Annotated in this window: 20 protein-coding genes; 13 read left to right on the forward strand and 7 right to left on the reverse strand. The window is 64.4% G+C overall.

Translation table 11 applies throughout. The features are described 5' to 3' along the window. Positions 1 to 31 precede the first annotated feature (31 nt). The 5 genes from G405_RS0112355 to G405_RS0112375 all read left to right on the forward strand — a co-directional run bounded on the left by G405_RS0112355 (position 32) and on the right by G405_RS0112375 (position 5218). Positions 32 to 2911 carry a bifunctional [glutamine synthetase] adenylyltransferase/[glutamine synthetase]-adenylyl-L-tyrosine phosphorylase gene (locus G405_RS0112355; protein ID WP_022701841.1) on the forward strand — a complete coding sequence of 960 codons (2880 nt, stop codon included), beginning with the start codon at positions 32 to 34 and terminating at the stop codon, positions 2909 to 2911. 73 nt (positions 2912 to 2984) lie between these two features. Then, complete coding sequence (locus G405_RS0112360) at positions 2985 to 3548, forward strand: EF-hand domain-containing protein (RefSeq protein ID WP_169447520.1); 564 nt, start codon at positions 2985 to 2987, stop codon at positions 3546 to 3548. A 25-nt stretch (positions 3549 to 3573) separates the two neighbouring features. Beyond that, positions 3574 to 4227 carry an RNA polymerase sigma factor gene (locus G405_RS15995; RefSeq protein WP_022701843.1) on the forward strand — a complete coding sequence of 218 codons (654 nt, stop codon included), beginning with the start codon at positions 3574 to 3576 and terminating at the stop codon, positions 4225 to 4227. Next, a complete protein-coding gene (locus G405_RS16655; protein ID WP_156861503.1) occupies positions 4224 to 4643 on the forward strand; it encodes a hypothetical protein in 420 nt (139 codons plus the stop codon). The genes G405_RS15995 and G405_RS16655 overlap by 4 nt, the downstream gene beginning before the upstream one ends. Beyond that, complete coding sequence (locus G405_RS0112375; RefSeq protein WP_022701845.1) at positions 4640 to 5218, forward strand: periplasmic heavy metal sensor; 579 nt, start codon at positions 4640 to 4642, stop codon at positions 5216 to 5218. Before G405_RS16655 ends, G405_RS0112375 begins: the two co-directional genes overlap by 4 nt. Positions 5219 to 5240: 22 nt before the next feature. Here G405_RS0112375 and G405_RS16005 read toward each other — a convergent pair whose 3' ends face one another. From G405_RS16005 to G405_RS0112390, 3 genes are all read right to left on the reverse strand, one after another. Then, entirely contained in the window at positions 5241 to 7781 is a 2541-nt protein-coding gene (locus tag G405_RS16005) for a PAS domain-containing sensor histidine kinase (RefSeq protein WP_022701846.1), read from the reverse strand. Between the two features lie 75 nt (positions 7782 to 7856). Then, positions 7857 to 8429 (reverse strand): response regulator, encoded by a 573-nt coding sequence (locus tag G405_RS0112385; RefSeq protein ID WP_022701847.1) that lies wholly within the window; start codon positions 8427 to 8429, stop codon positions 7857 to 7859. Between the two features lie 73 nt (positions 8430 to 8502). Continuing rightward, a complete protein-coding gene (locus G405_RS0112390) occupies positions 8503 to 9051 on the reverse strand; it encodes a hypothetical protein (protein WP_022701848.1) in 549 nt (182 codons plus the stop codon). Between the two features lie 148 nt (positions 9052 to 9199). On the opposite strand from G405_RS0112390, the gene G405_RS16010 reads away from it, so the two are divergent. Together G405_RS16010 and pyrC are read left to right on the forward strand one after the other, a co-directional pair. Then, positions 9200 to 11806, forward strand: coding sequence for a cation-translocating P-type ATPase (locus G405_RS16010; RefSeq protein ID WP_022701849.1), 2607 nt, complete (start codon positions 9200 to 9202; stop codon positions 11804 to 11806). A 40-nt stretch (positions 11807 to 11846) separates the two neighbouring features. Further along, positions 11847 to 12890: a dihydroorotase gene (gene pyrC, locus G405_RS0112400; protein WP_022701850.1), complete on the forward strand. Its 1044-nt coding sequence runs from the start codon at positions 11847 to 11849 to the stop codon at positions 12888 to 12890. Between the two features lie 84 nt (positions 12891 to 12974). On the opposite strand, the gene G405_RS0112405 is transcribed toward pyrC, so the two are convergent. Then, entirely contained in the window at positions 12975 to 14030 is a 1056-nt protein-coding gene (locus tag G405_RS0112405) for an NAD(P)-dependent alcohol dehydrogenase (protein WP_022701851.1), read from the reverse strand. 123 nt (positions 14031 to 14153) lie between these two features. Next, a complete protein-coding gene (locus G405_RS0112410) occupies positions 14154 to 15620 on the reverse strand; it encodes an aldehyde dehydrogenase family protein (protein WP_022701852.1) in 1467 nt (488 codons plus the stop codon). Positions 15621 to 15821: 201 nt separating this feature from the next. On the opposite strand from G405_RS0112410, the gene dusA reads away from it, so the two are divergent. Beyond that, entirely contained in the window at positions 15822 to 16820 is a 999-nt protein-coding gene (gene dusA / locus G405_RS0112415; protein WP_022701853.1) for a tRNA dihydrouridine(20/20a) synthase DusA, read from the forward strand. Between the two features lie 84 nt (positions 16821 to 16904). Beyond that, positions 16905 to 17723: a sulfite exporter TauE/SafE family protein gene (locus G405_RS0112420; RefSeq protein WP_022701854.1), complete on the forward strand. Its 819-nt coding sequence runs from the start codon at positions 16905 to 16907 to the stop codon at positions 17721 to 17723. A 12-nt stretch (positions 17724 to 17735) separates the two neighbouring features. Here the strand turns inward: G405_RS0112420 and G405_RS0112425 are convergent, their stop codons facing one another. Then, positions 17736 to 17933, reverse strand: coding sequence for a DUF1289 domain-containing protein (locus G405_RS0112425; protein WP_022701855.1), 198 nt, complete (start codon positions 17931 to 17933; stop codon positions 17736 to 17738). A gap of 130 nt (positions 17934 to 18063) precedes the next feature. Here G405_RS0112425 and G405_RS0112430 point away from each other — a divergent pair, with 130 nt between their 5' ends. After that, positions 18064 to 19344: a NupC/NupG family nucleoside CNT transporter gene (locus tag G405_RS0112430; protein WP_022701856.1), complete on the forward strand. Its 1281-nt coding sequence runs from the start codon at positions 18064 to 18066 to the stop codon at positions 19342 to 19344. 310 nt (positions 19345 to 19654) lie between these two features. Here the strand turns inward: G405_RS0112430 and G405_RS0112435 are convergent, their stop codons facing one another. Further along, positions 19655 to 20377: an acyltransferase gene (locus G405_RS0112435; protein WP_022701857.1), complete on the reverse strand. Its 723-nt coding sequence runs from the start codon at positions 20375 to 20377 to the stop codon at positions 19655 to 19657. Between the two features lie 23 nt (positions 20378 to 20400). Here G405_RS0112435 and G405_RS16015 point away from each other — a divergent pair, with 23 nt between their 5' ends. The 3 genes from G405_RS16015 to G405_RS0112450 all read left to right on the forward strand — a co-directional run bounded on the left by G405_RS16015 (position 20401) and on the right by G405_RS0112450 (position 22492). Further along, positions 20401 to 20673, forward strand: coding sequence for a DUF3253 domain-containing protein (locus G405_RS16015; RefSeq protein ID WP_022701858.1), 273 nt, complete (start codon positions 20401 to 20403; stop codon positions 20671 to 20673). Then, entirely contained in the window at positions 20666 to 21262 is a 597-nt protein-coding gene (locus G405_RS0112445; protein WP_022701859.1) for a uracil-DNA glycosylase family protein, read from the forward strand. Before G405_RS16015 ends, G405_RS0112445 begins: the two co-directional genes overlap by 8 nt. A gap of 162 nt (positions 21263 to 21424) precedes the next feature. Continuing rightward, positions 21425 to 22492 (forward strand): Leu/Phe/Val dehydrogenase, encoded by a 1068-nt coding sequence (locus G405_RS0112450; RefSeq protein ID WP_022701860.1) that lies wholly within the window; start codon positions 21425 to 21427, stop codon positions 22490 to 22492. Positions 22493 to 22498 lie beyond the last annotated feature (6 nt).

Raw genomic sequence — 22498 nt, forward strand, 5'->3', positions numbered from 1 at the left:
CCTAAACTGCGGCGCGCCTCATTTTCCCTACATGACCGCGCCCCTCATAGACCGCCTCACCAAGACCTTGCCTAATGTCGCGCCCGACCGCACCCGGCGCGCGCGAGAGCGGATCGGCGCGGCGGCGTTTGACGCCTGGGGCGAGGCGGCGGATTTCCTCGACAGCGTGTTCGCTGCCGCGCCCTATCTGGCGCGCACGGCGGCGCGGCGGCCTGACACGCTGCGCCAGCTCGCCACGACCCCTCCTGAAACCCTGATCGAGCGCTTGTGCGAGACCGCGCGCGATGCCGCAGCGCTTGAAGACGAAGCCGAGGTGAGGGCGGTGTTGCGCCGGGCCAAGCTTGATCTGCATCTGGTCACGGCGCTGGCGGATCTGTCGGGCGCGTTCAGCCTGAAGCAAGTGATGGGCGCGCTGACGGACTTCGCCGACGCCGCTGTGCAGGCGAGCCTCGCCTCAGCCGCGCGCAGTTATGGCGTCGCGGTCAGCGATCCGCTCAACCCGCTGCCGGGCTATTTCGTGCTGACCCTGGGCAAGCATGGCACGCGCAGCCTGAACTTCTCCTCCGACATTGATCTTGTGATCGCCTATGAGCCCGAGATCATCACCGCGCCGGAGGGTAAGGACCCGCTGAAACTGTTCTCGCGCATCGCCCAGAAGCTCAGCGCGATCATGCAGGACGTCACCGCGGACGGGTATGTCTTCCGCGTCGATCTGCGGCTGCGCCCCGATCCGGGCTCAACGCCGGTGGCGGTCAGTGCGGACATGGCGCGCTATTATTTTGAAGCGCTGGGTCAGAACTGGGAGCGGGCGGCCTACGCCAAGGCACGGGTCTGCGCCGGCGACCGGGCCGCGGGCGAGGGGTTCTTGAAAGACCTCACCCCCTTCATCTGGCGACGGACCATGGATTTCGCCGCGGTCGAGGATATTCGCTCCATCGCCAAGCAGATCCAGGCCGTGGGAAAGCGCGCCGAAGTGCGCGCGGCGGGGCATGACGTGAAGCTGGGACGTGGCGGCATTCGCGAGATCGAGTTCTACGCCCAGTGCCTGCAGCTGGTGTTCGGCGGGCGCATGCCCGCCGTGCGCGCGCCCGCCACGGTGGATGCTTTATCGGCGCTCGCCGCCCATGATCTGATGGACGCTGACGAGGCGGACGCCCTGATCGTCTATTATGGGGCGCTGCGCGATGTGGAGCACCGCATCCAGATGCTCGAAGACGAACAGACCCAGACTCTGCCGATACAGGCCGAGACGCGGCGCGCTGTAGCGGCGCTGTCGGGCACGGATGATCTGTCAGAGTTTGACGCGCGCATGACCGCGCTGTTCGGCGCCGTGCATACGGCCTTCTCCGCTCAGTTTGATGATGGCGACAGCCTTGCGACGGAGGCGGGCAGTCTGGTCCTGACCGGAGTCGAGCCGACGCCGGACACGGTCGAGACTTTGGACCGGCTTGGTTTTTCTCAGCCCGACCGGGTGTGGGAGCGGCTGGCCGGCTGGGCGGCGGGGCGGGCGCGCGCGGCGCGCACCGAACGCGCCCGGCGCTTGTTCTCGCGGTTTGCGCCGCGCCTGATCGAGGCGCTGGCGGCCACCGGCGATCCCGACGCCGCCTTCACCCGGTTCTCGACATTCTTTGAAGGGCTACCCAGCGGGGTGCAGCCGCTGTCATTGCTGGTCAACCAGCCCGAGCTTGCACGGGAGCTGATCGCCATGCTGGGGCTGGCGCCACGCCTTGCAGAGGTCCTGGCGCGGCGACCTGCGCTTATGGACAGCCTGCTCGACCCGGCTTTCGCCCGGCCTTTGAGCGAGGACCCGCCCGCCTACCGCATTGAGCGGTTTTCAGGGCTGGAGGGGCTCGATTACGAGCAGGCGCTGAACGCGGCCCGACGGCTGGCGCGTGAAGAGAAGCTGCGGATCGGCGGTCAGCTCCTTCTGGGGCGGGCGCGGGCGCAGGACGCCGGTCAGGCTTATGCCGATCTGGCGGATGCGTCTTTGGGGGCGATGGCGCAGGCGGCGCTATCGCAAATGAGCCAGCGTCACGGCCCGCCGCCCGGCGACTGGGCGGTGCTGGGGCTGGGCAAGCTGGGCGGGCGAGAGCTGTCGGCGACGTCTGATCTTGATATCATGCTGGTGTTCGAGCCAACCGCTGAAGCGTCAGACGGGCCGCGTCCGCTGGGCGCGCAAACCTGGTTCATCCGTTTCACCCAGCGGCTTGTCTCCGCACTCTCTGCGCCTACCGAGGAGGGTGAGCTGTATGACGTGGATCTGGCCTTGCGGCCTTCGGGCTCGGCTGGGCCCGCGGCGGTCAGCCTGTCCCGCTTTGAAGAGTATTATCAGACGTCTGAAGCCTGGACCTGGGAGCGCATGGCGCTGACCCGTAGCCGCATGGTCGTCGAAGGCGGTCTGGCGGCGCGGCTGGATCGCGCCGTCACGAACGTCATCAAGGCGGCGGGCCCGCCAGACAGGCTGAAAAGCGACGCCGCCGACATGCGCGCCCGACTGGAGCGTGATCGGCCAGCCCGCTCTCCGTGGGACACCAAGCTGCGCGCAGGCGGGCTGATCGATATCGAGTTCATCGCCCAGATCGGCCAGCTGGTGCTGGGCGAGCGGCTGGGCGCTGACACCCAGGGCGCGTTGGATCGGCTGGTGGAGGCCGGCTGGTTGCGCGATGAAGACGGTGAAACGCTCAAAACCGCCCATGAGCTGTACGCTGACCTGACCCAGATCCTGCGCGCCGCTCACGGCGCTGACTTTGACCCGGATAAGGCGAGCGAGCCTTTTGCTCTACGCTTGTGTCAGGCGGCGCATTGCGATGATCTGGACTGCACGGCGGATGCGCTGAACATCGCCGCAGCGCGCGTGCGCACTCTCTTCGAGCGTTATATCGGCGAGGTGACATTCGCCGCGACGGAATAAAGCCATGCCATGCGTACCACAGGTATCAGCGAGGGAGAGAACAAGCCCCGCATCGACACAGGAGATTGGTACGATGAAGAGATTGATGAGCGCCGCAGCCGCAGTGCTGGTTCTGGGATCTGGCGCGGCCCTGGCTCAACCCATGGGGTATGACGGTCCGGGCGCGCGGGGCGCCGAGCATCATGAGCGCGGACGCCATGGGCGGGGTTCCGGGGGGCATGGCATGCGCGGCATGATGATGCTGCAAGCGGCGGACCTGAACGGCGACAACACTGTCACTCGCGCGGAAATTGAACAATTGCAGACTGAAGAGTTTGCATTCCGGGACCGCAATTCGGACGGCTTCCTGGATCAGGCGGACGCCTCTCCCATGCGTCAGCGGATGATGGCGTTGCGTGAAGACCGCCCCCGCCGACGGGAAGGGCGTGGTGGTGGCCACGAAGGTATGATGCATGGCGCGGACCTGGATGACGATGGCCGCATCTCGCGCGAGGAATTCATGACGCGCCCTCAGGCGATGTTTGATCGACTGGACGCAAACTCGGATGGCGCCATTACGCCTGATGAACTGGACGCGCATATGCAAGACCGGGCGGAACGGCGAGAAGAACGTCGTGCACCCTGGTGGCGCGACTAGTCGTCCAGTCGAGAAAGCCGCGCGCGTGTCCCGCCCTGCCCTGAAAGTGATTGAAGGTCCCCCCCGCCGGACGGGCGGAGGCGAGGAGGCGCGCGCGGCTGATGCGGCTTTGGCCCAGGGCGTCGCACAAGGCGACGCCGCCGCAATTCGGGCGTTGACCCAACGTTGCCTGCCCAGGGTGCATGCCGTGGCGGCGCGCTTGCTGGGCGATCGGGCTGAGGCGGAGGACGTCGCGCAGGAGACCTTCTTGAAGGTCTGGCGCAAGATCGCGCTCTATGATCCCGAGCGCGCCCGGCTTGAAACCTGGGTGACCCGGATCGCCATGAATGCGAGCTATGACCGGTTGCGAAAAAAGCGTGAGAGCCAGATCAGCGACGATGCGCCAGAACAGGTTGATGACGCTGTCAGCGCTGATGCCCGACTGACGGGTGAGGACGCCTTGAGCCGGGTTCGGGCTGCCGTCGGGGCCTTGCCGGAGCGTCAGAAACTGGCTCTGGAATTGTGCCATTTTCAGGAACGGACCAATATCGAGGCCGCCCTGATCATGGACGTCAGCGTCGAGGCGATGGAATCCCTGCTGGCGCGCGCCCGCAGAGCTTTGAAAAAGACATTGGCGCGAGATCGCGACGAGCTGATCAAGGACGCTGCGGGCTTACACGGATCGGGAAGAGAGCTATGAGCACAGACACAAGTATGACCCCGGACCGGTTTGCAGAGCTTGCTGACGCCTATGGCGGAACGCTGGAGCGCTGGCCCCGCGAGGTGCAAGCTGCGGCCCGCATGTTCTGCGACGCTGAGCCCGACTTCGCGCAGGCGTGCCTGGAAGAGGCGTCCGCGCTCGATCAGCTTCTTGATCTGGACGTCGCCGCGCCGCCTGCGTCCGCGCTGTTTGAGACGATCACGGCCTCCGGCCTGCGCCGCGCCTATGCGCCGCCGCGCTGGGCCGGGATTGCAGCCGCCATCGCGCTGATGTTCGGAGCGGGCGCGGGATGGACCGGCGCCCAGATGAACGCCCAGCCCGAAGACGATGTCATGTACGCCAACGCGTTCTCTGTCCTGTCAGAGACGCAAACCCTGTTTGAGGACGCCTCATGAGCCGGATCAATATCTGGATCGCCCTGCTGCTGGTCTCCGTTCTTGTGAACGGGGTGTTGATCGGGGCGGGCGCGCATCGCTGGCTAAGCGATGACGGCGCGGCGCGCACCTCCATCCGCGCTGACGCTTCGGATGTGGCCCGCATGCGAGGCTTTGAACCGCGCAGGTTTTTCCGTGCGCTACCGGACGAGTATCGCAGGTCCATGTTTGAACAGATGGAAGGCTCACGCGAAGAGGTGTTCGCCCTGATGCGTGATTTGGGGGAGAAGCGTCGCGCCGTGCGTATGGTTCTGACTTCCGATCCGTTTGACCCGGACGCCGCCGCCCAGGCCTTGCGCGAGGCGCGGGAGGCGCGGGCGCGGCTTGAACAGCGCACGGAAGCCTTGATTCTGGACGCCGCCGACAGCTTGCCGGCGGATGTGCGCCGGGCGGCCTTCGAACGCGCTCTGACCCGGCATGGCGACCGCGATCATGATCGGCGACATGGCCGTCATGAGGCAGAGCGAGGCGACAGGGATGATGATCGGCGCGGCCCGAACGGACCGCCGCCTGGCGATAGACCCGAGTTCCACTAGACCAGCTCTTGCCTGACGACGCTCAGGCCTCGGCGGTTACGGTCGCGTCTGCATCGGCCGCGTCATCGCCCGGCGTGTTGTGGTCATGATCGGCGGCATGCGCTGGCAGGGTGAAGGAGACTGTGGTGCCTTCGCCAAGTTTGGAATCGATCCGCAAGGCGCCGCCATGCAATTCAATCAGGGATTTGGACAGGGCCAGTCCCAGGCCCGAGCCCTGGTGTTTTTTGGAGTGCTGGCTCTCGATCTGCTCGAACGGGCGACCCACGCGTTGCAGATCGTCTTCTCCAATGCCGATGCCCGTATCTGACACTTGCATCACCACCCCGTCCGCCGCGTGGAAGCCGCGAATCTGCACCTTGCCGCCTTCCGGGGTGAACTTCACCGCATTGGACATCAGGTTGAGAATGACCTGTTTGAGCGCGCGCGGGTCGGCGGAAATTTCCGGCAGTTCGTCGCCCTCGACGGTCAGTTGAATGGACTTCTCTTCAGCGCGGGCGCGCATGATCCGCACACACTGTTCGATGACTTCTGACGGCAGGAGCGGTTCGGGTTGAAGCTGCATCTTGCCGGCTTCGATCTTGGACATGTCCAGAATGTCGTTGATCAGGGAGAGCAGATGCTGACCAGAGCTGAGAATATCGCCCACATAATCCTGGTAGCGTTCGTGGCCCAGAGGCCCGAACATTTCGCCGGCCATGATCTCTGAGAAGCCGTTGATGGCGTTGAGCGGCGTGCGCAATTCGTGGCTCATATTGGCCAGGAATTCGGACTTTGAGCGGTTGGCTTCCTCGGCGCGGATTTTCTCTTGCTCGTAATTGGCGGCCAGCTCCTGCACGCGCTCCTGGGAACGACGCAGGTTTTCGACCGTACGGCGCATCTCCCGATCATTTTCCTTCAGCGCGCTTTGTTGTGCTTTCAGCGCCGTGATGTCGGCGCCGACGCTGACGAGGCCTCCATCGGCAGTGCGCCGTTCGGCATAGTGGATCCAGCGGCGGTCGTGCAGCTCAAGGTCATAGTCATTCTGGCCGTCATCTGAGGCGTGCGCCATCTTGATGGCGGGCGCCGCGGCGGCCTCAACCTGCTCATAACTGGCTCCGATACGCAGATCGCCTTCGGAAAACCCGAAAAAGTCGCGAAATTTGCGGTTCCAGAGCACCAGGCGTCCGCGCGCGTCCCAAAGCACGAAGCTCTCGCTCATGGATTCCAGCGCAGCGCGCAGACGTGATTCCGCTGCTGCGACCCGCGCCTGGGCGCCTTTGCGCTCGGTGATGTCGATGGCGACGCCGATGATGCGCCGGGTCTGAGGCAATAAGCGTCCGCGTAATTGCAACCAGACCGGCAGGCCGGCGGCGCGGACTTCCAGGTCCACATCCTGCGCATTGGCGGCGCCGCGGAGCGCGGCGCGCACTTTCGGGCGGTCTTCCTTGCCCAACAGCAGAAGAAGTTCGGGACCTGACATGGATTCGCCCCGCGCGCGGCCGATCAGCTGGGCGAAGGAATCGGTCAGAACGACCTCGTCTGTATCCAGATCCCAATCCCACACGCCGCAGCGCGCCCCCTCGATAGCGAGATGGAGACGGCCTTCGGAATCGGTGAGTTTCGCCTGCGTATCCCCAAGCCGTCCCATCTGATTGCGCAGAACAATCGACAAGGCGATCGCGGTGCCCAGGGGCGCCAGGAACAGCAGCAGATGGAACAACAAGGTGCTATTCCAGGCGCTTCGATTGATGCCGTCCGGACCCAGGCTCAACGCATGCAGAGGCGCGCCGGTGATGGCCGCCGCTCCCAGAATGCGGGCCTCGTCGCCAAGCTGGGCGCCGCGCATGGCGCCGCCATTTCGCGCCATGGCCGAGACGGACACGGGATCCAGGCCCAGCCGTTCGGCGGCGAAAGGCGCGCCGGAAAAGGGAGTCGCCGGGTTCAGCGCCAGTAGTCGCCCTTCGGCGTCCGTCAGCATGGCCACGTCATCGCGGTTCCAGCGCGGCAGCAAGGCCTGTGGCGTAAGGCTGGCGACCAAAGCGCCCACTGACCCGTCAGACAAGGGCGCGGGAGCCGTCAGGACAAGCGGCGGGGTTTGCCCCGGTCTCGCAGCAAGTCCGCTTGACGCCAGCAAGGCCGCGTTGGCGGCGTCGCGCAACATGTCAGGGTCCGCAGCGCCTGCTGCGATCAGGCGGCCGTCCGGGGTCAAGAGCGCCGCAGCGTCCACCCACGGCGCCTCGATCAGATTGTCGAGCCCGGCCTGGGCGCCGGCGTCAAGACTGGCCGGGCTCATCACCTCAAGCTGGGAGGCGGCCATGGCGAGCGCCCCGCGCACTTCAGACAGTCGACCTGAGACACGCTCGGCGATGAAAGCGGCCGTGCGCGCCTGAGACGCCTCAGCCTCGGCGCGCGCCGCTGTCCACTCTTGATGCAACTTCACCAGGATGACGCAGCCAAACACCAGGGAGAAGGCGATGACGGCCAGAGTTGTGGGCCATAACGTGCCTTTCGCTTCAGCGTCGGCCGAAGCGGTGGAGCGGTCGCGATTTGCGCCGCGCGCGGAGTGTTGGCCGACACGAATCATCCTTAGCAAACTAAGGTGTTCCGCGGGCGTTCGTCCAGCGCCGTAAATGGCAGGTTAAGAGGGGCGCCTGAGCGCTTAGGCCATCAGCTGGTCAATGGCGCCCTGATCGTTTTCATCACCGGTTTCGGAGACGTCAACCCCTTCACCGGCATCAGGATTTGCTGAGGCGACAGACCGGCGCTCGGGGCCGGTATAGTCTTCGTGCTTGCGGCGGCGGTCCGGTCCCAGATAGTTCGCGGTCTTCACGAAGGGCCGGGGATTGTTGACCACCGCCACGATCTTTTCCCACATCTGCCGCGCAGTGACCGGCTTGGCGCAGATCTCGGTGACGCCGGCGTCTCGGGCCGCCATGATGCGAGAGCGTTCGGTATGCGCGGTCAGCAAGATGATCGGCACGAAGGGGTTTTTCATATCCGCGCCGCGACGGACCATCTGGATGAACTCCAGCCCATCCAGAAGCGGCATCTGATAGTCCACGATGATCAGGTCGATGGGCTCATGACGCGCAATCTCGAACGCCTCCACGGCGTCGCGTGATTCATGGGTGCGGGAAATGCCGAAACCAAGCAGCATCGAGCGGACAATGCTGATCATGTGAGCATTGTCGTCGATGATCAGGGTGTTCACATTGCCCATGCGGGGCGTCATGGCCGCAGCTCCGTTGGTTCAGCGCGTCTGTCTGAATCCTCTTCAACCTAGGGCGTATGCTGTTGCCGTGTGGTTAATCCACTGACAAATCACCCGGCTGACCTGTATCCGGTCTGGCGTTTACGGCGCGGATCAACTCCGCCGCCGTTTTGGCGAGCGCTATGGTCTGGCTGGAGGCGTCCGGATCGTCCTGAGCCGAGCGCACCAGGCGCTCTGCAAGCGCAAACAGGCTGGGGGCGTGAACGATCAGACGCGCCTGGTGCTCGATACGGCCCGGATCGCGATCATATTCAGCGCCCGGCACCCGCCAGCCGCCCCAGTTCTGGGCGTCTGTCACCACCACGGGATAGCTGCCGGGCTGGGGATGGTGCGCGCATTCCTCGACCGATTGCCATTTGTTGCGCGCCCGCATCAGCCGCCAATTGCCGACCTGGGAATCCTCAACCGCTTCAGCGCTCAACTCATCGGTTGTGAAATCACGTCCAAGTCCGCAATCATAAAGAACTTTCACGGGTTCTTCGACGTCGCGCACCCAATGGGGTTTGACCTTCTCGATCACCGCCCATGTGCCCACCGGTTTGACGTAAACCCGCTGGTGTTTGTGAAACTCAGCTTTCGCCATGTCATGCTCCCTATGGGGGCAAGATGGCATGCCGGTCTCAAAGCCGGGTTAAACACTTTGGTTAATCGCTCTACGTCGTCTGCGCCTGCGACAATTGGAGCAAGGCCTGCCAGTGGCCGGGCCGCGAGTGAAGTGAAACACTGCGCCTATGACCGGGCTTCAGACGGACCTTTCTCACTGCAGTACAGAGCCGCCCGACGAAGTCCTGCGCCGTTTGGGCGGCGACGCCTCAGACGGATTGGACGAGGCGGAAGCGCGCAAACGTCTGGCTGAAGGCGGCGGCAATGTCATTGAGGTGCAGGAAGGGTTTTCGCCGCTAAAGGCGCTGGCGCATCAACTCATCGACCCTTTGGTGATCTTGCTGGCGGTTGCGTCTGGCTTGGCGGCGCTTCTGGGCGAAGTGCTGGACGCGGTGATGATCAGCATCGTGGTGGCGCTGAATGTGGGCTTGAGCTTCTTTCAGGAATGGCGTGCAGAACGCGCCCTCGCTGCAATTGCGGGGCTGATGACGCCCCATAGCACTGTGATCCGGTCGGGGCGCCGCCAGCGCATAAACGCGCTGGATCTGGTTCCCGGTGATCTGGTCGAGATCCGGCGCGGCGACCGGACGCCCGCCGATCTGAAATTGATCACAGCGGAAACGCTGTTGATGGACGAGTCGCCCCTGACCGGCGAATCCCGCGGCATGCGCAAGGCGCCGGGCGCAGACCTTGAAGGCGCGCCGGTTCATGATCGCGCCTCGATGGCGTTTGCCGGGGCTCTGGTGCTGGATGGACATGCGACGGGGCTGGTCGTCGCAACGGGAGTGCGCACCGAGTTTGGGCGTATCGCGGCGCTGGCGGGCTCGGTCCAGCGCCTGGCCACCCCCTTGCAGCGCAGGCTGGGGCGGTTGAGCGCTATGCTGGGCGGGCTGGCGATCCTGGCGGCGCTCGGCATCATGCTGATCGGGGTCGCGACCGGGCGTCCGCTGTTGGAGATGGTGTTCACCGGCGTCTCGCTGGCGGTGGCGGCGGTGCCCGAAGGCTTGCCGGCAGTGGTGGCGTTGACGCTGGCTTTGGGCGTGCGCGCCATGGCGCGGCGCAATGCGCTGGTCCGGCGTTTGCGGGCGGCGGAGACGTTGGGATCGGCCACGGTCATCTGCACTGACAAGACCGGCACGCTGACCACCGGCGAGATGACGGTGGTGGAGACGCTCACCGCTCAAGGCCGGTGGGAGGTGGGGGCCGGAGAGCCTGATGCGCTGGCGCATGCGGCGCTTTATTCCGCCGGGGTCTGCAACAATGCCGAGCTGTGTCCGGACGGAGCCGTGCAGGGCGAGCCGACCGAGCGGGCCTTGATGCTCGCTGCGCTGGAGCACACCACGCTCGATGGGGATGCTCCGCCGGACCGTCTGGCGGAACAGCCGTTCAGCGCGGAACGCAAACGCATGTTGGTGCAGGTGCGCGATGGCGACGCCGCGATGATCCATGTGAAGGGCGCGCCAGATTTCGTGTTGCCGCTGTGCGCCCATCTGGCGACGCAAACCGGCGCCGTCAAAATGGATGAGGCGGCGCGCCGCGAATGGACTGAACAGGCGGAGGCCATGGGGCGCCGCGGCCTGCGGGTGCTCGCCATTGCGCGCAAACCTCATGGCGACGACGAGCCGGGCGAGCATGATCTGATCTTTCAGGGCTTGGTGGGGTTGATGGACCCGCCGCGACCACGCGCGCGCGCCGCCCTGGATGCGGCCCGCAGCGCCGGGCTTCAGGTGATCATGATTACGGGCGACGCGGCGGGGACAGCGGAAGCCATCGCCCAGGCGGTGGGCTTCGCCTCCGGCCGGGTGCTCAGCGGCGCCGAGATTGACGAGCTTGATGATGCGGGTCTGGATCAGGCGCTGAAAACTGCGAACGTGCTCAGCCGCACCACGCCTGAACACAAGCTTCGGGTAGTGCGACATCTTCAGGGCGCCGGTGAGGTCGTGGCCATGACCGGCGATGGCGTCAACGACGCCCCCGCGCTCAAGCAGGCGGATATCGGCGTAGCCATGGGAATCCGCGGCTCGGACGCGGCGAAGGCGGCGGCGGATCTGGTGCTGCTTGATGATGACTTCAGCACCATCATCGACGCGGTGCGTGAAGGCCGGCGGCAGGAGGCGGCGATCCGCAATTTCACCTGTTTCCTGCTGGCCACCAATCTGGGCGAAGTGCTGGCGGTGGGGCTGAACATCGCGTCCGCTGCGCCGCTGATCCTGACGCCCTTGCAACTCTTGTGGGTCAATCTTCTGACAGATGGCCCCATTGCCCTGGTCCTGGGCGCCGAACGGGCGGCGCCCGATCTGATGGCGCGCCCGCCGCGCCGCCCTGAGGCGCCGGTTGTGGACAAGACCGCGCTTGGCGTGATCGCCATGTTCGGCGCCGCGTCAGCCGCGGCGACGCTGGCGGCGTTTCAGGCCTCTCTGGCGTCGGGCGAGGCGGCCGCGAACGCGGCGGCTTTCAGCGCTGTGGTGATCCTCAGCGCCTGCATCGTGTTCAGCTTTCGCTCCCAGACCCTGCCGCTGGCGCGGCTGGGGTGGCGCGGCAATGTCTGGCTGCCGGTCGCAGCGCTGGCGGCGGTTCTGACCCAGCTGGCCCTGGTGTTCGCGCCGCCCTTGCAGGCCTTGATGGGGCTGGCGCCGCCCAGCGCTCTGTCCTGGCAGATCATCATTGGATCCGCGCTGACGCTGCTTATCATTCCCGAAGCGATCAAATATCTCCTGCAGGCGCGCCGGCGCTGATGATTGCGCTTTTCGCGGCGGCGGCCTAAATCCGTGGTCCATGACCCAGAACACGCTGACCCTTCGAAAGCCCGACGACTGGCATGTGCATTTGCGCGACGGCGCGATGCTCGACCTGGTCGCCGATTTCACCGCCCGCCAATTCGCCCGCGCGATCGTGATGCCGAACCTGACCCCGCCCGTGACGACGGTGGATCAGGCGCGCGCCTATCGCGACCGGATCAATGCGGCGGTTCCGCTCGAGCGCGGTTTCACGCCGTTGATGACGGCGTATCTGACCGACACGATTGAAGCGGACGAGATCGAGCGCGGCTTCAAGGCGGGCGTCTTCACAGCGGCCAAGCTCTACCCGCAGAACGCCACCACCAATTCCGCTCATGGCGTCAGCGACATCGCCAATATCCGCCCGGTGCTCGAGCGGATGGAAAAGCTGGGCATGCCGCTTCTGGTCCATGGCGAGGTGGTGAGCCCCGATATCGACATTTTCGATCGAGAGGCGGTCTTCCTCGACACGGTTCTGGGGCCGCTGATCAAAGCCATGCCCGGCCTGCGCGTGGTGCTCGAGCACATCACCACCGAGCAGTCCGTCGACTTCGTGAAGGCGGGCGGAGACAACATCGCCGCGACCATCACCGCGCACCATTTGCGTATTGACCGCAATGACATGCTGGTGGGCGGCATGCGTCCCCACGCGTATTGCCTGCCGGTGGCCAAACGCCGCCTGCACAAGCTCGCCCTTCGAAAGGCTGCGGTGTCCGGGGATCCGAAATTCTTCCTGGGCACGGATACGGCGCCCCATGAGCGCCACGCCAAGGAAAGCGCCTGCGGCTGCGCCGGCATTTTCAGCGCGCCGGTGGCGATTGAAAGCTATGCGCAGACGTTTGAAGAAGAGGGCGCTCTGGACAAGCTGGAAGGCTTCGCCAGCGAGTTTGGCCCGGCCTTCTACCGTCTGCCGCTCAATGAGGGGACGATCACGCTGGAGCGCCAGCCCACCGAAATCCCCACGACGATTGACGCGGGCGACATCAAGGTCGTCCCGTTCCACGCCGGGGAAGTGATGAACTGGCGGCTGGTCGAGGACTGACCTGACAGGTCCAAGCCGATCTGAATGCAAAAACGCCGCCCTGCGAAATGCAAGGCGGCGTTTTCGTTGGCGCCGGGGCGTCGCCTAGGCGGAGGGCGCGTCAACGCTGCTCATGTCGATGACGAAGCGATAGCGCACATCAGCCTTCTCCATGCGGTCAAAGGCGGTGTTGATCTCGTCCATCTTGATCATCTCGCACTCGGGCAGGATGTTCATGCGGCCGCAGAAATCGAGCATTTCCTGTGTCTCCGCGATGCCGCCGATCAGGGATGCGGCGATGCGGCGACGGCCCATCAACATGGGCGGCGTGGCGAATTCCTCCATCGGGCCGACCTGGCCGACGAGCGTCAACGTGCCGTCCACGTCCAGAAGCGGGACGTAGGGGTTCACATCATGTTTGACTGGAACGGTGTCGATAATCAGGTCCAGAGAGCCGCGGGCGGCTTTCATGGCGGCCTTGTCGGTGGAGATCAGCACGGTGTCTGCGCCCAGCTCCAGCGCGTCCTTCTCCTTGCTGGGCGAGCGGCTGAGCACGGTCACGTGCGCGCCCATGGCGACGGCCAGCTTGATGGCCATATGGCCGAGCCCGCCCATGCCCACGACGCCGACCCGGCTGCCCGGACCCACATTCCAGGTGCGCAGCGGCGAATAGGTGGTGATGCCGGCGCACAGCAGCGGCGCCGCCCGTGACAGGTCGAGCCCGTCCGGCATGGCCAGCACGAACTCTTCACGCACCACGATATGCTTGGAATAGCCGCCCTGGGTGGGCTCGCCGGTGATACGGTCTTTTGAATCATAGGTGGCGGTCATGCCATTGCGGCAGAACTGCTCTTCGCCATGACCGCACTGGTCGCACTCCTGGCAGCTGTCGACCATGCAGCCCACGGCCACATCGTCGCCGACTGCGTAGTGCTCGACATCTGGGCCGACGGCGATGACCTTGCCGACGATTTCATGGCCGGGGACGACGGGGTAATCCACCTTGCCCCAATCGCCGCGCGCCGTGTGAAGGTCGGAGTGACACACGCCGCAATAAGTGATCTCGATGGCGACATCATTGCCGCGCAGCTCACGGCGTTCGAAATCATAGGGCGCGAGCGGCTTGTCGGCGGAATAGGCGGCGTATCCGGTGGTTTTCACGGATGTCTCCTCAGACTGGCTTCACTGGGTCTGCCACAGATGTAGGGCCAAGCATTTATATCGCAAGCGATACAAAGTAACGCTTGGCCCTGCGTCTGCAGTCGTCGAGCAGGTCGCTCCGCCTTAGAAGGGCAGGGGACGCTCTGCGTGTTGCACCGTGATCCAGTGATCGGTGGTGAACTCCTCGATGGCCCAATCGCCGTTGAAGCGGCCGAGCCCGGAGTTCTTCTCGCCGCCGAAGGGGGCGTTGGCGTCATCATTGACCGAATGGTCGTTGATATGGGTCATGCCCGTATCCATGCGGCGGGCAAACGCTGCGGCGCGTTCGGTGTCGCCAGAGTGCACGGCGCCGGAGAGCCCGTATTCGGTGGCGTTGGCCAGTTCGAGCGCATGCGCTTCATCGCGCGCTTTCAGGATGCCGGCGATGGGGCCGAAGATCTCGTTATACGCCAGCTCCATCTCCATGGTGACGTCCGCAAAGACATGCGGCGGCACGAGCTGGCCCTTGATGTCGCCTTCAACCAGCGGCCGGGCGCCGTCCTTTTTCGCCTGGGCGATCTTGTCTTTCAGGCCGTCCAGCTGGCTTTCATTGATGATCGGGCCGACCGCGGTGTCAGGGTCTGACGGATCGCCGTATTTCAGGCTCCGAACCCGCTCAGCGAACTTCTCGACGAAGGTGTCATACAGGCTCTCGTCGACGATGATGCGGTTCACCGCGATGCAGATCTGGCCCTGGTGCAGGAATTTGCCCGCCACCGCCGAGTTCACGGCGCGGTCGAGATCGGCGTCATCGAGCACGACAAAGGCGTTGTTGCCGCCAAGCTCCAGCGCCAGGCGTTTCAGATCGTCGCTGGCGGCGACCTTGCTCGCGATGCCCTTGCCCACCGGGGTTGAGCCCGTGAAGGAAATCAGCTTCGGGATGGAATGCTCGACAAACGCGTCGCCGATGTCAGAGCCCTTGCCGATCACCACATTCAAAAGGCCTTTCGGAAGCCCGGCTTCTTCAAAGATTTTGGCCAGCAAGAGCCCGCCGGAGACCGGCGTGTCAGACGCAGGTTTCAGAACCACGGCGTTGCCAAGCGCCAGCGCCGGCGCGACGGAGCGTTGCGCCAGGTGCAGCGGGAAATTCCACGGCGAGATGACGCCGACCACGCCCAGGGGCTTGCGATAGACGCGGCTTTCCTTGCCGGGAATATTGGAGGCCAGAATGCGGCCTTCCACACGCAGGGGGAAACTCGCCGCCTCTTCGGTGATGTTGCGGGCGTTGGACCATTCCGCTTCGGCCTTGATGCGGGTGGAGCCGCTTTCCTTGATCAGCCAGTCGACGATTTCCTCGTGCCGGTCTTCAAAGATCGACACGGCCTTGCGCAAAACGGCGGTTCGTTCGGCAGGCGCTTTCCCGGCCCAGTCCTGCTGCGCCTCTCGCGCAGCGTCATAAGCGGCGTTCAGATCGTCTTCGCTGGCGGCGTCGATCTTTGTCAGCACATCGCCCGTGTACGGGTCCGTGCTCTCCATGGTCTGGCCTGCGCCGCCTTTGCGCCATTCGCCAGCGATGAATTGACGGTTCAGATCCGTATAAGCGTCGGTCATGGGAAATCCTTGAAACGGGGGAGGGCGCGCTTCGCAAGGCGTCGTCTGGTGCGGCTTGGGTGCTCTTGCGAGGGAGCGCTTCGTCAGGGTGCCCATAAGCAACGCCTGGATGCCTTGGGAGTTTCATGCGAGCTGAGGTTTTCTGACTCGCGTGCGGCCCTGATTTGCGATTTTGCCCGTCTCGCCTTACATCCCCCGCCCATGACAGACAGCGCAGCTCTTCTCGACCGCCGGTTCACGGTGGCGCCCATGATGGACTGGACGGACCGGCACTGCCGCGCCTTCCATCGCATCCTCACGCGCCGGGCGGTGCTCTACACGGAGATGGCGGTGGATCAGGCGCTGATCCATGGCGATGTGCCGCGCCTGATCGGGTTTGACGCCTCCGAGCATCCGGTCGCCATCCAGCTGGGCGGCAGTGACCCGGAGCTGCTGGCGAGAGCCTCCAGGATCGCTGAAAGTTACGGCTATCTCGAGATCAATCTCAATGTGGGCTGCCCGTCAGACCGGGTTCAATCGGGCAAGTTCGGCGCCTGTCTGATGCGTGAGCCCGAACTGGTGCGCGACTGCCTGATCGCCATGCGCGAGGCGGTGTCGGTTCCCGTCACCGTCAAGCACCGGCTGGGCGTGGATGACCAGGACCCCGAAAAGACCCTGTTCGGCTTTGTCGAGACGGTGCGCGAGAGCGGCGTGACCACATTCATCGTCCATGCCCGCAAAGCCTGGCTGAAAGGTCTGAGCCCGAAGGAGAACCGGGATGTGCCGCCGCTCGATTATGATCTGGTGCGGCGGATGAAGGCCCAGCATCCCGATCTGGAAGTGCTGCTCAATGGCGGGCTGGAAAGCCTTGAGCATGGCATGGCCGAGATGCATGGCACGGACGGGATCATGTTGGGGCGCGCCGCCTATCACACCCCCTGGACGCTGGCCGAAGTGGATACCCGCGTCTATGGCGCGGCGTCCGACCCATGCGCCACGCCCTTTGACGCGGTGGAGGCCTATCGCCCCTATGTGGAGGCTCAGCTTGAGCGCGGCGTGAAACTACACGCCATCACCCGGCACATGCTGGGCCTGTTCGCAGGGCGTCCCGGCGCGCGCAAATGGCGTCAGGTGCTGTCTGAACGCGCCAACCGGCCCGGCGCCGGGTGGGAGGTGCTGGAAGACGCGCTCGACGCAGTGCGTCCGGCTGCGGCGGAATAACGCCAGTCTTCAGCCGTGTTGCAGCGCGACACGAAACCGGGCCATGTTGGGCCAAGTCACTGGTCCTTCTGAAAGGCTCTCCCCATGGACGCCTCGCTGATTCCCTTCATCCTGACCTTGCTGGCTGTGGGCGCGTTCGCCGGCCTGATCGCGGGGCTGTTCGGCATTGGCGGGGGCATCGTGATGGTGCCGGCGCTGTATTATGTGCTGACCGCGCTGGGGTATGAAGCGCACGCCATGCATGCGGCGGTGGGCACCTCGCTCATGGTGATCGTCACCACCTCCTTGCGCTCGGTCGCCGCCCACGCCCAGAAAGGGGCGGTGGATTTCGCGGTGCTCAAGGGCTGGACGCCCTTCATCGTCATTGGCGCCTTGCTCGGCTCCGCCGTGGCGGATCTTGCGCCGGGGCGGGCGCTGACGGGATTGTTTGGCGCCGTGGCGCTCTTGCTGTCTGCGCAATTCTTCTTTGGGCGTCCGGACTGGAAGCTCGCGGACCAGCTCCCCGGTCATCCCTGGAAGGCGCTGCTGGGCGGCGTCATCGGCGTGTTGTCATCCCTGATGGGAATCGGCGGCGGCGTGTTCGGCGTCACCCTGATGACCATATTCGGCAAATCCATGCATACCGCGGTCGCGACCGCCGCCGGTTTCGGCGTCGCGATCGGCCTGCCCGGCGCGATCGGCTTCATGGTGGCGGGGCTGGATGAGCCGGGCCGCGCGCCATTTTCCCTGGGCTATGTGAACATGGCCGCCTTTGTGACGCTGGCGGCGTCGGCGGTGTTCCTGGCGCCGGTGGGGGCCAATCTCGCTCATCGCCTGAACGCCAAGCGCCTCAAGCAGATTTTCGCCATCGGCCTTCTGATCATGGCGTTGAACATGCTGCGTGAAGCGATCTTTGTCGGGTGAATCAGGGCCTGATCAGCGCGCGGACTTGCGCGCTTCGCGATAGGCCGCCTCGCGGGCTTTCAGCTCGGGTTTGATGGCGAGCCGTTCGGCCTGGCTCATCAGGGTCCAGCGTCCCAGCTCTTCCAGGGTGCGAAAACAGCCCACGCAGATCGCCTGGTTCGGGTCGACCACGCACACGCGCTTGCAGGGGCTCCAGATTGGGTCTGTCATGGGGCGCAAACTGGCGCGTTAAGGCTTCTGCTGCAAGCGCACTAGTGTTTCTTTAAGAAAACGGTATTTTGGCGAACCTGTGACAAACGCCCGGCGCGGCGTGAGCCGTCATTAGGGGATATCATCAGATATGATTGAAGATCTGGGTCTGCAGCTGCGCAGCCTCATCGGCGTGTTCGTGTTTCTGGCGATCGCCTGGGTGTTGGGGCCGCGCAAGACGCCGCCTGTGGTGCTGATTATTGGCGGTGTGGCGGTGCAGTTCGCCATCGCCATTTTGCTGTTCAGCTTTGCGCCGACGCGCGCTTTCCTGTCCTCGCTGACGACCGTAGTGGAGGTGCTGCAAGCAGCCACCACCCAAGGCACCAGCTTTGTGTTCGGGTATCTGGGCGGCGGTGAGAACCCCTATATGATCCGCGAAGGGATGGAGGGGCTGACCTTCACCTTCGCCTTCCAGGCCCTGCCCATGGTGATCGTGCTGTCCGCGATCTCGGCGGTGTTGTGGCGCTGGCGCATTCTTGAATTCGCCGTGCGCGGCTTCGCCAGCCTGTTCCGCCGCATCCTCAACCTGTCCGGCGCCGCCTCGTTGGGCGCGGCTGCCAACATTTTCCTCGGCATGACGGAAAGCCCGGTGCTGATCCGTCCGCGCCTGCCGGCGATCTCGCGGTCCGACCTGTTCCTGATCATGACGGTGGGCTTTTCCACCGTCGCAGGCTCGGTGATGGCGATCTATGTCAGCCAGCTGAACGCCGTGCTCGATGACGCCGCCGGTCACATCCTGACCGCCTCGCTGATCTCGGTGCCCGCCGCCGCCGTGCTGGCGCGCCTGATGCATCCGCAGGACGAAACCGCCGAGCAGGCCGAGAAAGAACGCATCCCGGTCCAGCTCTATCACTCCACCATGGATGCGCTGACCACGGGCGTTTCAGACGGCGTGAAGCTGTTTGTGAACATCATCGCCATGCTCTTGGTGTTCACCGCCATCGTGGCGCTGATCAACTTCATGCTGGGCGGACTGCCGGACTTCATGGGTGAGCCGATCACCGTTCAGCGCGTTCTGGGCTTCATCTTCTCGCCGCTGGTCTGGATCGCCGGACTGCCGTGGAGCGAAGCGCAGGCGGGCGGCACCGTGATGGGCTTCAAGACGGCCCTGAACGAGATCTTCGCCTATGATGCGCTGGCTGCGAACGCCGACGTGCTCAGCCCGCGCTCGCGCCTGATCATGACCTATGCGGCGTGCGGTTTTGCGAACTTCTCTTCGGTGGGCATTCTGGTGGGCGGCCTGATCGCCGTGGCCCCGAGCCGCCGCGAGGACATCCTCCAGCTCGCCCCGCGTGCGCTCATCTCCGGCACGCTCGCCACGCTGATGACCGGCGCTGTGATCGGCGCCCTGCCGATGAGCCTGTTCAGCTAATTTTTGACACGAGCAGACACGAAAACGGCCCCGGAAATCCGGGGCCGTTTTTGTTTGGGCGAATCTCTTTTTCCCTCTTCCCAGGCGAAGGCCGGGGCCCAGAGCCGGATGCGCGGCGCTTGATGATCACTGGGTCCCGGCCTTCGCCGGGAAAGAGAAGGGTATTTTCAACGCTCTCAGACTGTCATCGGACGGCTTGCCCGGCCGATCCATGCCGATTGGTTTGATCACAGGTTCCGGCATGGATTCACCGGATAAACCGGTGAATGACAAGATTAGGATTGAAGGGCCAAGCGAACACGCGGTCCCCCTAATCCCCGCGCCTTGGAAACAGCTTGCTTCTGAGCCATCCCAACGTGGAATTGCCCGAAAGCTGCTCGCGGTAGGCGGCTTTCATGAACCGGTCGAGGCCGTCAGCGTCGCCCAACATCTCCATGCGCGTTTTGAACGGGCCGTCAGGGTCAAGGCTCTTGACGGTTCTGGCCGGAGCGCCGGCGACGACGGTGTTGGCGGGCACGTCTTTTGTGACCACAGAGCGCGCGCCGATGACGGCGTTATCGCCAATGGTCACGCCCTTTCCCACGAACGCCCCGTCGCCGATCCAGACATTCTTGCCGATGACCACCGGGGCGCTGGGCGGGCGCGGGGTGATGCGGTCATAGATGTCGTGCCAGTCACTATCCGTGATGGTGACGGACTTGGCGATCAGGGCGCCGTCTCCGATGGCGATCTTCTCCGCCGCCAGAATGCGCACGCCGCCCGCGAAGAAGCAGCAATCGCCGATCACGATTTCGCCCGGCGCATCCTGGGGCGACCAGACGGTGAAGCTGACGGGCTGGTCGCTTCGGCTGACCACATGGATGGCCTGTCCTGCATGCACATTAGGGCCGAACACTTCCACATTCCACGGGCGCACGATCTTGGCGTTTTGGCCCAAACTCTCGAAATGCGGCTTCAGAAAGCGCCGGACCCACCAGTTTTCATACTGCTCCCAAAGATCGTGCATCCAGTATGGGCGGTGGTCATGACGCATGGTTTTGGAGTATCCAGCCAAGAATGAGCGAAGACGTTATCGAAACCGCGATTCTGTCCCTGGTCGAGGCGCGAGGGCCGGATAAAAGCATCTGCCCGTCCGAGGCGGCCCGTGAAGTCTTCCCTGAAGACTTCCAAAAGCGCATGCGCCATGTGCGCAATGCGGCGATCCATCTGGCCCGCCAGGGCAAGGTGGTGATCCTGCGCAAGGGCAAGCCGGTCGACCCTGAAAACTTCAAGGGCGTCTACCGCCTGGCCAAGGCGCCGGACGCGCCGGCGCCTGAAAGAGATGGCTGAGGATTTCGACCAGCTGAAAGCGCAGATCCGCGCCTGCCGGGTCTGTCAGCCCCATCTTGATCATCCCGTACGCCCCGTCGTGCGAGGAGAGGCGAGCGCGGTCATCCGCATCATCGGCCAGGCGCCCGGTACACGAGTGCAGGCCAGCGGCATGCCCTTCACCGACCTCAGCGGGGATCGTCTGCGCGACTGGATGGGGGTGAGCGAGGCCGAGTTCTATGACGAGCGCGCCATCGCCATCACGCCCATGGGCTTCTGCTTTCCCGGTCTCGACGCCAAGGGCGGAGACAAGCCGCCGCGTCGTGAGTGTCCGCCGCTCTGGCAGGATCGGGCGAGCACGGCGTTACCCCATGTGAAGCTGACCTTGCTGGTGGGCGCCCACGCCCAGCGCTGGCATCTGGGCGAGGCGGCGGCGAAAACCCTGACTGAAACCGTAAAGCAGTGGCGACTGCACTTGCCGGATTATGTTGCGCTGCCGCATCCCAGCTGGAGAAACACGGGCTGGTTGAAACGTAACCCTTGGTTTGAGAACGAGGTTTTGCCCGAGCTAAAAGCTCGCGTCCGCAAAATGCTGAACAGTCTAAATTGACCGTACATTTACCCAAGTAAAACGGGCACTTGCACACGATTGTCACAGGGAGTATCGAGGCGTCGCACACGCTGGACCCTGGGTGTTTGCGACCGCCAACGAAGCGGCGCCGCTCCACCAGCGGATTTTTATTCGTATCGCGACAGGAAGGACTCCCCGCTCATGAGCCTGTTCGAGCACAAAGCGTTTGATAATCACGAGAAAGTTCTGTTCGCCACGGACCCGGCGACGGGGCTGAAGGCTATCCTGGCGGTGCACTCCACCGCACGCGGCCCGGCCGTGGGCGGTTGCCGCATGTGGTCGTATCCGTCCTCTGCCGAGGCGGTGACCGACGTGCTGCGTCTGTCCCAGGGCATGAGCTACAAGAACATCATGGCGGACCTGCCCATTGGCGGCGGTAAATCCGTAATCATGCGCCCTGAAAGCGATTTTGACCGCCAGGCGTTGTTTGAAGCCTTTGGTCGTGCGCTGGAAAGCCTCAATGGCCAGTACATCTCTGCTGAAGATGTGGGCGTGTCGCCGGACGACATGGTCGCTGCGCGCCGCACCACGCGCCATGTAGTCGGCCTGCCTGACGGCACGGGCGATCCTTCGCCGGTCACCGCCAAGGGCGTGTTCATGGGCATTCAGGCCGCCGCAGCTCGCGGTCTGGGCTCTGAAGACCTCAATGGCGTGAAGATCGCCGTGCAGGGCGCGACCGGCCATGTGGGCGCCTATCTGTGCCGTCATCTGGCCGAAGCCGGCGCCGAACTGCATCTGGCAGACATTCGCGCCGCCGAGCTGCATGCGCTCGCCAAGGAGCTGGGCGCGACCGTGGTTGAAGATCCCAACGCCATCTACGACGTGGATGCGGACATCTTCACCCCGTGCGCTCTGGGCGCGATCATCAACCCTGAGACCATTGACCGCCTGAAGGTCAAAGTGGTCGCGGGCGCCGCCAACAACCAGCTGGAGACCCGCGACATGGGCGCCGAGCTGCAAAAGCGCGGCATCTTCTACGCCCCTGATTACGTCATCAACGCCGGCGGCATCATCAATGTGATGGGCGAGCTGGACGCGCGCTTCGACGCCAAATGGGTTGAAGGCAAGCTGGTCACCCTGAAAGCCACGCTGGGCGAGATCATGGACACCGCGGCGCGTGAAGCGCGTCCGGCGAACATTGTCGCTGACGAACTGGCGCGCCAGCGTCTCGCGGACGCCGCCGAGCAGAAAGCGCTCGCGGCCGAATAAGCGCGC

The sequence above is a fragment of the Oceanicaulis alexandrii DSM 11625 genome (assembly GCF_000420265.1).
Taxonomy (GTDB): Bacteria; Pseudomonadota; Alphaproteobacteria; order Caulobacterales; family Maricaulaceae; genus Oceanicaulis; species Oceanicaulis alexandrii.

Coding starts and splice junctions, on each gene's coding strand:
- G405_RS0112375 (WP_022701845.1), top strand. CDS start 4,640: ATGAGCCGGATCAATATCTGGATCGCCCTGCTGCTGGTCTCCGTTCTT.
- dusA (WP_022701853.1), top strand. CDS start 15,822: ATGACAGACAGCGCAGCTCTTCTCGACCGCCGGTTCACGGTGGCGCCC.
- G405_RS0112410 (WP_022701852.1), bottom strand. CDS start 15,620: ATGACCGACGCTTATACGGATCTGAACCGTCAATTCATCGCTGGCGAA.
- pyrC (WP_022701850.1), top strand. CDS start 11,847: ATGACCCAGAACACGCTGACCCTTCGAAAGCCCGACGACTGGCATGTG.
- G405_RS0112430 (WP_022701856.1), top strand. CDS start 18,064: ATGATTGAAGATCTGGGTCTGCAGCTGCGCAGCCTCATCGGCGTGTTC.
- G405_RS0112355 (WP_022701841.1), top strand. CDS start 32: ATGACCGCGCCCCTCATAGACCGCCTCACCAAGACCTTGCCTAATGTC.
- G405_RS0112360 (WP_169447520.1), top strand. CDS start 2,985: ATGAAGAGATTGATGAGCGCCGCAGCCGCAGTGCTGGTTCTGGGATCT.
- G405_RS0112390 (WP_022701848.1), bottom strand. CDS start 9,051: ATGGCGAAAGCTGAGTTTCACAAACACCAGCGGGTTTACGTCAAACCG.
- G405_RS0112450 (WP_022701860.1), top strand. CDS start 21,425: ATGAGCCTGTTCGAGCACAAAGCGTTTGATAATCACGAGAAAGTTCTG.
- G405_RS16655 (WP_156861503.1), top strand. CDS start 4,224: ATGAGCACAGACACAAGTATGACCCCGGACCGGTTTGCAGAGCTTGCT.
- G405_RS16015 (WP_022701858.1), top strand. CDS start 20,401: ATGAGCGAAGACGTTATCGAAACCGCGATTCTGTCCCTGGTCGAGGCG.
- G405_RS16010 (WP_022701849.1), top strand. CDS start 9,200: ATGACCGGGCTTCAGACGGACCTTTCTCACTGCAGTACAGAGCCGCCC.
- G405_RS0112435 (WP_022701857.1), bottom strand. CDS start 20,377: ATGCGTCATGACCACCGCCCATACTGGATGCACGATCTTTGGGAGCAG.
- G405_RS0112420 (WP_022701854.1), top strand. CDS start 16,905: ATGGACGCCTCGCTGATTCCCTTCATCCTGACCTTGCTGGCTGTGGGC.
- G405_RS0112425 (WP_022701855.1), bottom strand. CDS start 17,933: ATGACAGACCCAATCTGGAGCCCCTGCAAGCGCGTGTGCGTGGTCGAC.
- G405_RS16005 (WP_022701846.1), bottom strand. CDS start 7,781: ATGATTCGTGTCGGCCAACACTCCGCGCGCGGCGCAAATCGCGACCGC.
- G405_RS0112445 (WP_022701859.1), top strand. CDS start 20,666: ATGGCTGAGGATTTCGACCAGCTGAAAGCGCAGATCCGCGCCTGCCGG.
- G405_RS0112385 (WP_022701847.1), bottom strand. CDS start 8,429: ATGACGCCCCGCATGGGCAATGTGAACACCCTGATCATCGACGACAAT.